11 protein-coding genes and 1 pseudogene are annotated in these 14395 nt (G+C 47.8%); 10 read left to right on the top strand and 2 right to left on the bottom strand.

Annotation, left to right across the window (positions count from 1 at the left end):
* Positions 1-362 (top strand): hypothetical protein (locus G8764_RS21885; protein ID WP_207952041.1); only part of this gene is annotated, 362 nt, incomplete at its 5' end.
* A gap of 69 nt (positions 363-431) precedes the next feature.
* Here the strand turns inward: G8764_RS21885 and G8764_RS21890 are convergent.
* Both G8764_RS21890 and G8764_RS21895 read right to left on the bottom strand, forming a co-directional pair.
* A complete protein-coding gene (locus G8764_RS21890) occupies positions 432-1346 on the bottom strand; it encodes a LysR family transcriptional regulator (protein ID WP_166168412.1) in 915 nt (304 codons plus the stop codon).
* Between the two features lie 121 nt (positions 1347-1467).
* On the bottom strand, positions 1468-2151 hold the full coding sequence (locus tag G8764_RS21895) for a glutathione S-transferase family protein (protein WP_166168436.1): 684 nt from the start codon (positions 2149-2151) through the stop codon (positions 1468-1470).
* A gap of 341 nt (positions 2152-2492) precedes the next feature.
* On the opposite strand from G8764_RS21895, the gene G8764_RS21900 reads away from it, so the two are divergent.
* The 9 genes and pseudogenes from G8764_RS21900 to G8764_RS22870 form a co-directional block, all read left to right on the top strand.
* Positions 2493-3524: a fumarylacetoacetate hydrolase family protein gene (locus G8764_RS21900; protein ID WP_207952043.1), complete on the top strand. Its 1032-nt coding sequence runs from the start codon at positions 2493-2495 to the stop codon at positions 3522-3524.
* A gap of 77 nt (positions 3525-3601) precedes the next feature.
* Positions 3602-4522 (top strand): VOC family protein, encoded by a 921-nt coding sequence (locus tag G8764_RS21905; protein ID WP_166168415.1) that lies wholly within the window; start codon positions 3602-3604, stop codon positions 4520-4522.
* A gap of 31 nt (positions 4523-4553) precedes the next feature.
* Positions 4554-5618: an aromatic ring-hydroxylating oxygenase subunit alpha gene (locus G8764_RS21910; protein ID WP_166168418.1), complete on the top strand. Its 1065-nt coding sequence runs from the start codon at positions 4554-4556 to the stop codon at positions 5616-5618.
* Positions 5619-5789: 171 nt separating this feature from the next.
* On the top strand, positions 5790-8240 hold the full coding sequence (locus G8764_RS21915; RefSeq protein ID WP_166168421.1) for a TonB-dependent receptor: 2451 nt from the start codon (positions 5790-5792) through the stop codon (positions 8238-8240).
* 152 nt (positions 8241-8392) lie between these two features.
* Complete coding sequence (locus G8764_RS21920) at positions 8393-9520, top strand: FAD-dependent oxidoreductase (RefSeq protein ID WP_166168424.1); 1128 nt, start codon at positions 8393-8395, stop codon at positions 9518-9520.
* A 339-nt stretch (positions 9521-9859) separates the two neighbouring features.
* Positions 9860-12187: a TonB-dependent receptor gene (locus tag G8764_RS21925; RefSeq protein ID WP_166168427.1), complete on the top strand. Its 2328-nt coding sequence runs from the start codon at positions 9860-9862 to the stop codon at positions 12185-12187.
* A gap of 147 nt (positions 12188-12334) precedes the next feature.
* Positions 12335-13390: an aromatic ring-hydroxylating dioxygenase subunit alpha gene (locus tag G8764_RS21930; RefSeq protein WP_166168430.1), complete on the top strand. Its 1056-nt coding sequence runs from the start codon at positions 12335-12337 to the stop codon at positions 13388-13390.
* Between the two features lie 291 nt (positions 13391-13681).
* A pseudogene (locus G8764_RS22865) lies at positions 13682-13891 on the top strand (glutathione S-transferase family protein); the annotation flags it as partial.
* A gap of 78 nt (positions 13892-13969) precedes the next feature.
* Positions 13970-14395 (top strand): glutathione binding-like protein (locus G8764_RS22870; protein WP_279538493.1); only part of this gene is annotated, 426 nt, incomplete at its 3' end.

The raw sequence follows: 14395 nt of genomic DNA on the forward strand, positions 1-14395 counted from the left end.
GGCTACCGCCGGCAAATATGTTTTTGGATACGGGCTCTACGCCGGTTGATGGCGCGGATAAAACCGATGCGGCGCTGCCGATGGCGCATTTGTTAACGCCAGAAAGTGCGACCAGCACACATTATTTTTGGGCTGCCGCCAGCGAAAAGTTCCAGAGCAGTGAACAGTTTAGGCATATGGTTTACGGCGCTATTGATCAGGCGTTTAAAAACGAAGACGAGCCTATGGTTGCTGCCGTTGCGGCGCGAATGAAAGGGCGTGATTTATTAGATATGTCGCCGGTATTATTGCCTATGGATGCCGCTGCGATGCGCGCGCGCCGTACGTTGCAGAAACTGATTAATGATGAGTCCTCTGGCTAGAACAGACGGCTCCGATTGACGTCCAGTCGTTGGTAGCTGCTTAAGAATTTGGCGCGGCTGGCCTTCGCGTTATTCGAAGGACAGCCCGCGACCAACATTCAGGAGATGCTCAAGCAGCCAGCGATTCGCATGATTTTTCTCACTCAAGCGGTGGTACTGCACAATTTTGTCCACTTTGGGAAGGGAGAACGGCAATGGCGATATGCGTAGCCCAAAGTGTTTGGCCAGTTTCTGCGCATGCATGCGATGCATAATAGCAACTCGGTTGGTGCCCGCCAGTACTTGCGGCAGCATTAAAAAAGTAGTGACTGTGACACTGGCATTTCTTTTCAAGCCCCGTTCATTTAACAGGCGTTCACAGTGCGTAATACGCAAGCCGTCGTGAAATGCAATGCTGACGTGAGGCAGGTTCAGAAAGTCCTTACGACTGATGTCGTCGCTCAGTTGCTTGTTGCTCTTACAGCAGACAGCTACATATTCATCGCTAAACAGCGCTTCAGCCGGATGCTTAGTGAGCTTGCTTTCTACGCCGGCCATATACATGTCTGCCTGTCCCTGTTCAAACATCTCAATCGCTTGTGGATGTGGAGAAATAATACTGAGCTTTACATGAGGTGCTTCCTTATCAAACGCGGCGAGCAGACCGGGCGCTATGAGCGTAGCGACATAATCCGTGCAGACAAGCGTGAAGCTTCGAGTGGATGTAGCTGGGTCAAAGTCTGATGGCGACGTAATGGATGAGCGTATTTGCATCAGCACTTCACGGACTGGATTTCTGAGCTCTATTGCGCGTGCCGTCGGTTCCATTCTGCGACCAACAGAAATCAATAGTTCGTCTTCGAAGTAGTCTCGCAGACGCGCCAAAGCGTTGCTGGTAGCCGATTGTGTGATGTGCAGTCTCTCAGCTGCGTCTGTGACACTGCGAAGCTCAATTAACGCATCGAAAGCGACCAGTAGATTCAGATCGAGTCGGTCAAATCGCATGGAAGTACTCCGTTTTGTGTCAGGTGAAGACATCCAGCAAGGCTACTTCTTTTATGCAATAGCCTGGTGAATATTGACGGGCATCGGATTATGGCGCCCCGCGTGTTTTTCAAAACAATCCTTAGGCATTATTTGCATAGTCGCCGATTGGAATGTGGGGATGAACAATTTTTACCCCCTCAGATTCAAGCACTTTAATCGCCTCGTTTTCTCGCGCAATAGCGCGTTGGGTCGCTGGTCTTGCTTCGAGGTTGCGTGCATGCCTGACAAATGCTGGAAAGCGTTCTACGTGATAGCCCGCGCCTTCAACACGCCAGAAAACCCAATAGAGGTAGGCGTCCATGGCTGACCATTGAGCTCCGTACCACCATGCCTGATTCTGCAGGCGATCCTCAACCAGCTGGAAGTATTCATCCATTGCTTGTGCTGCGATGGTTTTTATCGCGGAAGCTTGTTCCATGCCGGCAAAGAACATGGGCATGCGAATACGGGTTACCAATGGATGCAGCGTTGCTGAACAAAAGCAGAGATCGGCAATATGCCGGGCGCGATCCATTGGTGTATTTGCAGGTGGCAGCAGTCCGCCGTAAACATCATTTAAAAACGAAATAATGGCTACGTTTTCGGTGAGTGATTCTTGATGGTGCACCAGCGCCGGCACTTTGCCCTTGGGATTTATGTGCTTGAATTCAGGTGATTTATGGGTGCCTGCGTTGATACGAACAAGGCGTGACTCGTAATTAAGGCCAAGCTCTTCCAGGGCGATGCTGGATACCCGCCCGCAAGTGCCTGGTGTTGTAAACAGACAAAATGTCTGCCATGAGAGCGCCCCTTATATTTTTTATTCATTAAAAGTTGATGGGCGAATTTGGTTTACGCCCTTGAGCTGCCAGTATACATTACAAAACGCTTCGTATCAATTCTATCAATACAATGAGAAGAATAATCAATTTGAGTGATTGTTATGCTCAGTTAACAATAAAAAACTCTAGAGCCTGGCTGATACGTTGGCTTGATTAAGCACAGGGGTGAGAGCTTCAAATGAGCTTTCCCTTGGTTCTCGCCTTTGAATTGATGTATGCAAGGCAACTCTTTGTCTGACATCGATTCAGTAGGTTTACGATTTTGAATAGAGGGTGGTAATTAATGGAGTTCGAAAGAAAAACCGGTCTTCTGACTGGTACCTTTGCACTGGCTAAGCTGCAAGACGGTGATCACCGTTTTCATGCGTTGGTGCGGGCCAATGGTGAAGTTATTGATATTTCCACAGAGTTTCCTACTTCGCAGGTAATTTATGGCGACTGGGAAAAGAACTTTGCGCGTCTGTGTGAGATTGAAAAGGAAGGCCAGATTTTGGAACATGAAGTTGGGCATTTCCACTTTTTGCCGCCTGTAGATTTCCCGCAAATATACGGTGCTGGTTCTAACTATCGTCAGCACGCGGCAGAGATGTACACCTACAATGAGGGTGAGTATCAGAAAGACCGTAAAGCCGGCGAAAGCGATGAAGACTTCTATAAGCGTAATCTGGAATTTGTTGAGCAGAAGCGGGCTAAAGGTATGCCGTTTATCTGGTTGGCAACACACGGTTCCATGGTTGGTGCTGAAGACAATATTGAATTGCCGGCAGTTGGGGAATCCCATGATTGGGAAGCAGAGTTGTGTGCCGTAATAGCCGGTAATAGTCCACGTTACATGACACCAGCCGAAGCGGGTGACTATGTAGCGGGTTATACCATTATCAACGATATGCATACATGTGAACTTTTTAGTCGCAGTGATATTAAGTGGAATGCAGACTGGATTGCCAAGCACTCACCGAGTTTCAAGGCGACCGGACCGTATGTGGTACCGCGGCAATTCTTTAAAACGATTGAAAGCCCTCAAATTCGCCTTTGGGTAAATGGCGAGGTTAAGCAGGATTGGCCTTCTAATGACATGATTTTCAGTGAAGACGAATATACCGCTTACGCTTCTGAACGGTTTAAGCTGCTGCCCGGCGATTTACTGATGACGGGCTCTCCTCCGGGCAACGGTGCGTTTCACGGTCAGTTTTTAAAGCCAGGCGATACCCTTGAAATTGAAATTACCGGCTTAGGAAAGCAGCGAAATGCAATTGTGAAAGAAGAGCTCGATGATAGAAAGCCATACTTTGGGCTTCCTCCTTTCGAACATTAATTGCGTCAAGTTGTATTGTTGCGAGGCTCTATAAAGAGTCTCGCGTTTAGGTGCTAAGACTACATGTAGGTGAAAATATGAAGCATGAAAACAATAACGGTTCTATAGCAGAGCATCTGTGGAAGGGCGATATTTCAGGAATCGACCATACCATTGTCAAGGTAAACAACATTGAGGCGTCCCTGCCTTGGTACCAGCGTGTATTTGGCTTGGTTGAGGTGGCGAGGGGGCCGGGGCGAGTTTATCTGGCAAGTCCTGTGACCAGCAAAATTGTTCTGGGGCTGACTGAGGGCGGCACTGGAATCGAATATATCGCCTATTCCGTGTATAACACCGGCTCACTTGATCGAATCGCGGAACGTTTAAAAGCCGCATCTATACCTTTTACCCGTGGCAGCAGTGAGTCTCGCCCTGGTGCTATTGACGCGATTCGCGTGAAAGTGCCAACCGGGCATACTTTTGAGTTGCTGGCAGCCGAGCCACATGAAAATGTTTTGCATGCTGAGTATCGCCCCTGTGCGATGGATGTACGTACCAGCCACATGCAGGTGCGTAGTGAAAATATTGAAGAAATGTCACAGTTTATGCAGCACGTAGGTTTTTATGTGAGTGCCTACGCATTGCACCCTAACGGTAGCGGCGATCATCTGCTGCAATTTATGCGCGTTAACGATCGTCATCATCAGTTGGCGATTCTGGGTGGCGCGGCTGGTATACATCACGTAGCCATAGAGCTGAATACCGACGATTTCTGGAAGTTCTGTGACCATTTGGCGGCTATACGCACGCCAGCGGAATATGGCCCGGGGCGTCATAATGAAGGCGATATGCTGTTTATCTATGTGCGTGATCCCGATGGAAATCGGTTTGAAATCACGGGCCCAATGTGCGTTGTCAGTCATGATTACGGCCCAACTGAATTGAACGACGAGCCTTGGTTCCATATGAATCACTGGGGCCCGCAACCGCCAGAGAGCTGGTATAAAGAGTGGAATTAATTTAAGAATAATTTGATCTGGAGTAGCTGTAATGTATCCATTTGAAGCAGACAAAATTTCGCCAAAAAACCGCTGGTACATTGCTGCCTATTCCAGCGAAATCAGCATAAAACCGTTTGAGCGCAGTTTTTTCAATATTCCGGTAGCTCTTTATCGAACGGAGGCGGGTAAAGTTGTTGCTATGTACGGCTTGTGCCCCCATCGCTACTACCCTTTGGCAAAAGGCGAGGTGAGAGGCGATGCCATTGTGTGTGGCTACCATGGTTTTCAGTTTGATGCTAAAGGGAAATGTGTTTGCATTCCTTCGCAAAAGGGTGGCGCTAATTTTGAGCAGCCCACTTACCCGTTGGTTGAAAAGGGCTATCTGACCTGGATTTGGATGGGTGATCCGGAAAAAGCGGATCCAAACCTGATTCCTCCTTATGAAGATTTCGGATTGGACCAACCCGGCTGGGCAGTTTCCGGTGGCGATTATTTTCATTTGAAAGCGCGGGCTCAGCTGCTTATCGACAATATTATGGATTTGACCCATTTGCCGCATATCCATCATCACGTACCGGGAGGTGATACGTTTTTAAGTGGTAAACGAAAAGTGGTGGAGACCGATTTCTCGCTGCGTCAATTGCATGTTATGACCGATCAACCCTGGAGTGATTTTTTCAATTTTCTTTGGGGGCAGGAGTCGGCCACTAGCAATACGGTGACGATCAACTCAATGACCGATTTTTACGGGCCTGAATTGGTAAGAATCAGTGGCCCATGGCTAACTGATAGAGGCGTTGAAGTCGAAGATTCTTTTTCTGAAACAACCCATGGAAAAGTCAATTTTATCCACGGAATGACACCAGAGACGGATAACTCAACGCATTATTTCGGTATGCAAACACGTAACTTCAGAATTGATGACCAGCCTTTTGGTAAAGCGCTGGGCGCCGTTGATGTGGAAATTCGTCTCCAAGATGTAGATGCCATTGAGGCCGTGGAGGCCAGAGTTGAGTGGGCGTCTGCCCGGCAGCAAGAGCTTGTGGTTGTGGCAGATCGTATGGCTTCCCGTGTGCGGCAGAAAATCAAAAACATGCTGGATTTGGAGTCGTAAACTGCAACTGAGCTAAAAATTGATAGAACAGTTGACATACATATGAAACGAGACGTATGGTATATAAAGTGGGGCGACCGTATCGTTAATAGCCTTGCCGCTGCACATTGGTTCGGTTTTCCTGCTAACTAAAAGCGCAACAATTATAAGTATAAGAGAGGACGTAAAACGATGAATGTCAAAAAGCCAAATTCTGCAGTTTTAACTGCGGCAGTCCTTATGGGAACAGGGGTTAGCGCCTCGGTTCCGGCTTGGGCTGAGTCTTTCACACTTGAAGAGGTTGTCGTAACGGCACGCCGTCAGGCGGAATCCTTACAGGATGCGGGTATCGCGATTGATGCGGTAACCGGAAAAAACCTCGAGAACAAAGGTATCACCAATGCTAATGATCTGGCCAAGATTGTACCGGCGCTTAGCCTGACCAATGGCGGTTCCAATATCACTTCTATCTATATGCGCGGTGTTGGTAATAACACTGTGCAAAGCTTTACTGATCCCAGCGTTATTCCAAACTACGATGGTGTTTCCATGGGGAGAGGCAGTGGCGTATTAGGCGCTGCCTTCTACGATTTGGAGCGTGTCGAGGTTCTTAAAGGGCCGCAAGGTATCCTCTATGGCCGTAACTCAACGGGTGGCAACATCAATGTGATTCCGGCCAAACCCGTGCTGGGTGAAACCTCTGGCGCGCTGAGTCTAGGCGCGGGCAACCTGAGTAATCGTGAGTTTAGTGGTCATGTCAATCTAGGCTTGTCAGATACCAGTGCAGCGCGCTTCGCAGCGACGCGTCATACACGTGACGGTATCTACAACGATGGCACGGGAGATAAAGATTTACTGGGATTGCGGGCGCAATTTTTAGTTGAGCCATCTGACGCGCTGTCTATTCGCGTTGGCGCTGACTACACCGATATTGGTGGCAAGGGACCAGGCGGGACGCTGCTCGGTATTACGTCTGCAGCAACCCCGGTCGATTTAGTGAATACCGAATGGATGTTCACGCCAACAGGCTTGTCGGAAGACGAAGGCTTAAACAGCGCTGCGTCAAACGCTGCGCGCGTAGCTGCAGGCGGCTTTGTCAATCAGCGTGAGCAGGAAGCCAACTCCGAATACTGGGGTGTTAATGCGGAAATTAATTCTGAAACCAGCATTGGTACGTTGACCTTTGTTCCTGCGCATCGCTCGGCGAAAGACCATTCATTTTTTTACGGCCCTGCGCAAAACGTTGGCAACATCAACGAAGAAATTACACAAACCAGCTATGAGTTGCGTTTGGCGGGTGAGGTTGGAATCTTTGATTATGTTATTGGTGGTATTTATTTTGAAGAAGACGTGAGTACCAATAATGTCTATGCTCAGGAATCTGTATTGCCGCATGTGTTCTATGAGTTTGATAACGAAAGCCGTGCTGTGTTCGGTCAGCTAACGGCTAAGGTGTCTGATAGTCTGCGCATAATTGGCGGTATTCGTTATACAGAAGATGATAAGGCCATTGATGGTGGCACTCAGGTGTTTGTGGCCGGCGGACTCGTCAATATTCCGTTGCCGACAGGGCCCGTTGGTCTTGATTCAGACGCGACACTGGATTATCTGATTGACCAGGGAGTTATTAACAGCCGCGCGACGGTCCTGTTTCCAGGTGGCCCGTTGACTGGGCAGGACGTTAACGTTGAGGCGTTTAATCAACCTACCCAGTTTATCCCTCTTGCCAATGGCTTTGGCAACATCTTCTATGTCTCAACTGCGACACAGGAAAGTGTTAGTTTCAATGATGTGACCTGGCGAGCCGCGGTGGAGTACGACCTGGCAGAAGAAAGCATGCTGTACGCATCGGTCGAGGAAGGTTATCGCGCGGGTGGTACGCAATTGGTGAGTGGTTATGAGATATTCCAGCCGGAATATATTACTGCTTATACCCTGGGTTCAAAGAACCGCTTTATGGATAACCGCGTGCAGCTGAATATCGAAGCATTTCTTTGGCAGTATGAAGATCAACAAGTGCAGTACGACAGTATTAATGCCGCAACGGGAGAAAGCGTATTCGGCATTATCAATGTGGGTGACGCGGATATCAAAGGCGTGGATATTGATTTGATTGCGAGAGTTGCCGCGAATACAACAGTGGGTGCCAAAGTACAATATCTGGATGCTACCTATTCGTCAGCGGTTTACCGTACAGCCTATCCGAATAACGATTATGGGTGTCCAGCAACGGATACAGGTATGGTCGTTACCGGGGGCAGCAATGCGGGAAATCCCATTGTTAATATGGACTGCTCTGGCAAGTCGTTGATGTTTTCGCCCGAGTGGACATTCAACCTGGATGTTGAGCAGGTGTTTCCAATGGATAATGGTTATGAGTTAGTTGCCAATGTCACTGCGGCTTATCGTGATGACCAGCTGGGAGCAGAGAACCAGACTGCATTTGCGCAAATTCCTTCGTATTGGGTTACTGACGCAAGACTGGCACTGAATCAAACCGCAAAAAACTGGTCACTGAGTGCGTATGTTCGCAATATCGGTGATACGCGCCGTAATCTGTTTCCGCAAACCAACGCGCCTTATGCGGTTGGCCACTGGAATGACCCGCGTACCTATGGGCTGAAATTTAGCATGCAGTTCTAATGACGAATTAAATGAGTATATCCGCTTAACTTTTTATGGGGTTCATTTTTCATGCGCCCCATTTTTTTAACTACGCCAGATAATTATTGCTCCTGCTCAGGATATTTTGATGGCGATGTTATCCATAACTTTGATCCTCAAATAAACTAACAATGAAAGAAAAAATATTGATTGTAGGCGCTGGTATTGCCGGATTGAGCGCCGCCATTTCACTCGCGAAAGCTGGCTTTGATGTGACGGTAGTGGAACGATCTACATCATTGGCGGATGGCGCGTCGATTACACTGGTCAACCGCGGGCCAGATGCATTACGAGATCTTGGTGTTTTAGCGCAGTGTCTGGCTGAGTCTTTTCACGGTAAGGGGCGATCACTCTACAGTGATGTTTATGATGCTGCCGGTAATAAAATTCCAGTACCGTCGCTGCCGGTCCGCGATGATGATTTACCGTCCTATGTTCTGATCTATCGCCCCATTCTCGCCCGCATTCTTACTGAGAAGGCGCAGTCCCTGGGTGCGCAGGTGTACTTGGGAAAAGGCGTAGAGAAACTGACTGATAACGGTAATGATGTTTCCGTTTTGTATATGGACGGTCAGCAGGACGTTTTTGATCTGGTGGTTGGCGCTGATGGGACGTCTTCGCAAACCCGCAAGGAGTTGTTCGGCGATAGTATTACGTCGACTTATTCCGGCAATATGAGCCTGCGCTGGGTAAAAAAAGGTTTGCCAGAGGGGCCAGGAGGTTTCTATTCCACAGATGAAAGTCATGCCGTTGTTGTGCATGAGCTGCATGATAACTACCTGTACATTGCCACTGGAATCGATATGGAGAATCGACGCGTGTCGAGTAGTGAAGGAGTACAGTTGTTGCGAGAGGCCCTCGGGAGATTGGATGCGCCCTATATTCGTACATTACTCGAAAATGTAGCCGACACTGACCCGGTAATAGTGCGGCCTTATTGCTATCACTTGTTACCGACGCCCTGGCACAAGGGACGCATTGCACTTATTGGCGATGCTGTACATACCATGTCGGCACATATTGCTTCGGGCGGTGTTATGAGCATGGAAGACGGACTTGTTCTAGGGGAGGAGCTAGCCAAAGATGGGAATCTGGACGAGAGGCTTTCCCGTTTTGCGGAGCGGCGCTATCCGCGTGCCTTTATTGCGGTGGATTCCTGTCGGCAAATGCTGGAACTGCAGGTGAGAGACAAGGCGCATCCCAGTGAATTGAGCAAAGTGCGGGAAAAGGCCTTCGCAGCACTGTTGAAACCCTATTAATCGGTCAAATCCCTTGATCAATGCCGGCTCGGGCTTTGCTGGGTGCACAAATTTCAATCAATCGGCAGTAGCCGGCTTTCGAGGTTACTGCTGGCTGAGCGGAGTGATTTTGTTGAGATCTGTTGCGTTGTAAGTGAGGAATATGTCCTTTCTTTTCATTATTGCCTTTTTTCCCCGATAGGTTGGAGATGAGCGTGTAACCCGAACTTTCGAATGGCTTAGGCCCCCCCCCCCTAGTTGACATACAGCCTTTATTGGCAGAATATTGATACGAGACGTATAGTATTACAATGCGTATCGGCATCAATAGAGATAATAAGCAATAGAGAGGGTATATTTATGAAGAAAAGTTCTATCGCTGTGAGTGTGCTGGCGATATCCAGTGGGGTTGGCGTCTCGGCGGCAGCGTACGCGGACTCAGACAATAAATTTGTTCTTGAGGAAGTGGTGGTTACCGCGCAAAAGCGTGCTGAAAGTCTGCAAGATGCGGCGCTAGCGGTTAGTGCTGTATCAGGCCAGGGGTTGGAGGATGCGGGTGTTACCGATGTCACGAGTCTGGGTAGCATTGTGCCATCGTTGCAGATCAGCAACGCCTACGGCCCAAGTAATAACTTTTATCTGCGCGGCGTGGGTAACTTCGTGACTAATGCGCTGACTGATGGCGCCATTGCGTTCAACGTAGACGGCATCAATTATGCGCGCCCAACTTCAGCACAAGGTGTGTTTTTTGACCTTGATCGAATCGAAGTACTTAAAGGGCCGCAGGGCACCTTGTACGGCAAAAATGCCACCGGCGGGGCAATCAATGTCATCACTAAGCAGGCAGAGCTAGGTGAGTTGAGCGGCTACGGCACACTGGAGTTGGCAAACTACAACGCTAAGAAGTTGACTGGGGCAATTAATGTTCCCGTGACGGAAGACAGTGCGCTGCGCGTCGCTGCGCAAACGGCAAGTCGTGATGGCTTTTATTCGGACGACCGAGGCGATCTGGATACCGATGCTATTCGGATTAGCTACCTTAACCAACTTAGCGACACCGTTACCCTCAAAGTGAATGCCGATTACTTCCAGGAAGGCGGCAATGGTCCTGGCGCAACCTATAAAGTGCTGGATGCCGACGACCGTATCGGGTTGTTCGATCCACGCGCTGACGCCGTTATTGGTTCTACCTTTGTATTCCTATCAGGTGAATTTTTACAGCCTCTACCAGCAGATGATTACTACGATAACAATTTTGGCGGTATCAGCGCTCAGCTCGACTGGGATCTGGATATTGGTACCCTGACTTTCATGCCGGCCTACCGCAAGTCGGAGCTGGATTTTCGTACCTATTCTTCAGGCTTTGGCATCACTCAGCGTGAAACGGATGAGCAAACCTCGCTGGAAGTTCGCTTGGTTTCTGACAGCGATGGCCCGTTGGATTACATCGTTGGCGCTTTCTATATGAAGGAGTCTATCGAAGCCCGAATTAATTATAACCAGCAAGGCTGGGCGTCATTTGCAAACTTTCAGCCGGAGACTGATAGTTATGCGGCGTTTGTGCGCTTGACCTACAGTCTGACAGACCAATTCCGGCTGACAGGTGCTGTGCGTTATACCATGGACGATAAAAGTGCTGACATCGGCGCTTACAACACCTTGCTGATTTGCCCGAGTATTTTGGGTGGCGGCCCAGCCTGTATTGACGGCGAAATGCTGGAAAGCTCCTTAACAGTACCCGATGCATTAGTTGACACAGATGGCAATCCTATTCCGGTTGTTCCCTATGGTTCTGCTGGGAAAATCGCGCAGACTTCATTTAATGCCTTCGAAACAACGAAGAAGTTCGAAAAAGTGACCTACCGTGCTGGAGTTGAATACGATGTAAACGCAGATTCACTCTTGTATGCCACGTTTGAAACAGGCTTTAAATCAGGTGGTTTCTTTCAATCCATCGATGATCCAAGCTTTGAGCCGGAAACAATTGAGGCTTACACCCTGGGATCCAAGAACCGCTTTCTTGAGGATCGTTTACAGCTGAATATGGAAGCTTTTCACTGGAGTTATAAGGATCAGCAGATTTCGCACTTCCGGTTAAACAGCGCCGGTGGTACCGAGTTTGTGACCGAAAATATCGGCGAATCCAAATTCAAGGGCTTGGAAGTGGAATTGAAGGCTTTATTGTTGGAAAGCACAGTGTTTGATCTGTCTGTCCAATATCTGGATGCCGAGATGACCGATTTTGTCTACTACAATCCTGACTTTCTGGGTGTGCCGGTAACAGGTTGTGACGTTAGCGGCCCTAGCGCTGGCTTGTACGGTATTGATTGTAGCGGTCGTCGTCCAGTGCAGGCGCCAGAATGGACCTACAGTGCTGGTATCGAACATGCTATTAGTTTGGGTGACCTAGGTGAGTTGAGTTTGTCCTTGCGAACTCGATACCAGAGTGAGATCTATACCGGTCTGGATTTATTGCCTTCGCAGCGTGAAAACAGTTACTTTATTAGCGATGCAATTGTCAGTTTTGAATCTTCTGATTATCGTTATCGTGTCTCTGCATTCGTGAATAATCTGACTGATGAAAGTGTGATGGGGTTTTCACAGCCGCACCCACGTGCGTCTTCCTTGTTGAAGACCAATCTGGGAAATCCACGAACCTTTGGTGTGCGAGTGGGTATGAACTTTTGACAGTTATCACCTTTGTACAGTCTGGTATCTCAGCGTGATCGGATGCCAGACTATGCCTTTTAAAAATTCTGTAATTTAAATTAAGACCAGGCAATGGTTAGCGATGCAGGAATTGGTGGCCTTGATAAGTAACTGGTGGAGATGTTTATGTTTTTAAAAAATTGTTGGTATGTGGCAGCTTGGTCTCATGAAGTCGAATGTGAAAAAATCTTCGCACGCAAACTACTTAATGAAGATGTTATTCTTTATCGTCGCCAAGATGGGACGCCGGCAGCAATGGTTAACCGTTGTCCTCACCGTTTGGCTCCCTTATCTCTTGGGCGAATTGAAGACGATTGTGTTCGTTGTATGTATCACGGGTTGTTGTTCAATTCTGATGGCGATTGCGTTGAAGTGCCGCAGCAGGATCGTATTCCGCCTAATCTCACGGTAAAAACCTTTCCCCTGGTAGAACGGGATAAATTGATCTGGATCTGGATGGGCGATCCAGCGTTAGCTGATGAATCATCTGTGCCAGATGCACATTGGCTGGATAGTCCAGATTGGGCTTATGCGCCGGGGTATATCAAGTATGACAACGCCAATTTTATGTTGATAGTCGATAACCTGTTGGATTTTTCCCATCTCGGTTATGTACATGAAACGACTATTGGAGGTAAAGGCAATAGCGGTTTGATCAAGCCAAAAGTCGAACGTTTTGACTGGGGTGTGCGAATCACTCGGCAGTATACCGATGATGATATTCCGCCATTTATACGTGGAATCGCGAAATTTGAAGGTAAAACCGATCGCTGGCAAATCTACGATTGGCATGTTGCCGGCAATATTCTGAGTATGGATTCGGGTAATGCACCCGCTGGTACCGGCGCTTTTGATGGTGAAGCTTCCCCTTTGACACTGCGTTTCCATTCCTATCAGGCACTGACACCGGAATCCGAAACCAGTACTCATTATTTTTGGGCGCAGACGCATGATTTTGAGATCGACAACCCTCAAATGTCCCAAGCGATTGCTGATCAGGTCAGAAATGCATTCGGCGAAGATAGGGAGATCATTGAGGCGCAGCAAGTCGTGTTGAAAAATTTCCCGGATGCCAAGATGAATCCAATTGGTGCGGATGCGGCTTTGAATCAGGTTCGTTGGCTGCTGAATAAAAAGCTGGAAGCTGAGCGATCGTTAACACAAGAATCCAGCAATGGTTAAACGATTTTCTTATAAGGTTTAATTAAAGGCTCGGTAAAATAAAGGGATTTTTTCCTAAATTTTACCGAGCGTTGTTAAATTTTCTTTAGATAATCTACGTCGTTCTGAATTAATAATTACGAATAGTATAAAAATACAAATCGCTAAATATTATTATTTTTTTTCATAAAAAATCAGGCTCTGTTGAAATAGAGTTTTATTTTTTCAGAGTTTAAAGTCGTTGTTTTCAAATAAGTACGAATAATAATCAAAATTGCGGACGGATAACTCAATACGTCACTATCTTTATACCATAATGATGTTGCAGTTTGCGCCCAGAAAGTCAGGCTGGCACTGGCGGAGAAACATCTTCCCTACGAAAGTTGCTTGCTTGATTTAAGGGCTGGCGAATCGCATACCCCAGAATATATCAAACTTAACCCGAACGGGGTGGTTCCAACACTGCTTGATAATGGGAGCCCCATTATTGAGTCTACGATTATCAACGAGTTTCTTGAGCAGAAATATCCAGAATTTTCTTTGTCTTTTGATAACCCTGAATGTAACGCAAAAATGCGTAACTGGGTTATGCATAAGGACATGGGGCTATTAAATATCTGTGCACATGTAAGCTTTGGTATAGCCTTTAGGAATCAGGAACAGTCCAGGCAATTGGCGGGAAAGCCTGCTGCAGAACGAAGTGCGCATGAAGAGAGGAACCGGCTTGGCCTGGATCATCCTGAGGTTGCAATTTCCTTGCGGAAGTACGACGCATTGTTAGATGCCTTGGCAATTGCACTTAACAGTTGTAGCTGGTTAGCTGGGGATAAGTATAGCTTGGCGGAGTGCGCCATCCTTCCTTACATTAAGCGTTTGGATGACCTTGCGCTTGCTTGGTTGTGGGATGAATGTGGCGAAAGACAGTCACTGGCAGATTGGTATAATCGTTGTAAAGTCAGACCGTCATTTAAGGCGGCCATTGCTGATTTCTTTCCGGAAGACAAGAAAAATATGATGCGTAAATCG

It is taken from the genome of Pseudomaricurvus alcaniphilus (genome assembly GCF_011440395.1).
Lineage (GTDB): Bacteria > Pseudomonadota > Gammaproteobacteria > Pseudomonadales > Cellvibrionaceae > Pseudomaricurvus > Pseudomaricurvus alcaniphilus.

Bases quoted from the DNA above. Each gene is read 5' to 3' on its own strand.
- G8764_RS21920 (WP_166168424.1), top strand. From the start codon at position 8,393: ATGAAAGAAAAAATATTGATTGTAGGCGCTGGTATTGCCGGATTGAGC.
- G8764_RS21925 (WP_166168427.1), top strand. From the start codon at position 9,860: ATGAAGAAAAGTTCTATCGCTGTGAGTGTGCTGGCGATATCCAGTGGG.
- G8764_RS21900 (WP_207952043.1), top strand. From the start codon at position 2,493: ATGGAGTTCGAAAGAAAAACCGGTCTTCTGACTGGTACCTTTGCACTG.
- G8764_RS21890 (WP_166168412.1), bottom strand. From the start codon at position 1,346: ATGCGATTTGACCGACTCGATCTGAATCTACTGGTCGCTTTCGATGCG.
- G8764_RS21905 (WP_166168415.1), top strand. From the start codon at position 3,602: ATGAAGCATGAAAACAATAACGGTTCTATAGCAGAGCATCTGTGGAAG.
- G8764_RS21915 (WP_166168421.1), top strand. From the start codon at position 5,790: ATGAATGTCAAAAAGCCAAATTCTGCAGTTTTAACTGCGGCAGTCCTT.
- G8764_RS21910 (WP_166168418.1), top strand. From the start codon at position 4,554: ATGTATCCATTTGAAGCAGACAAAATTTCGCCAAAAAACCGCTGGTAC.
- G8764_RS21930 (WP_166168430.1), top strand. From the start codon at position 12,335: ATGTTTTTAAAAAATTGTTGGTATGTGGCAGCTTGGTCTCATGAAGTC.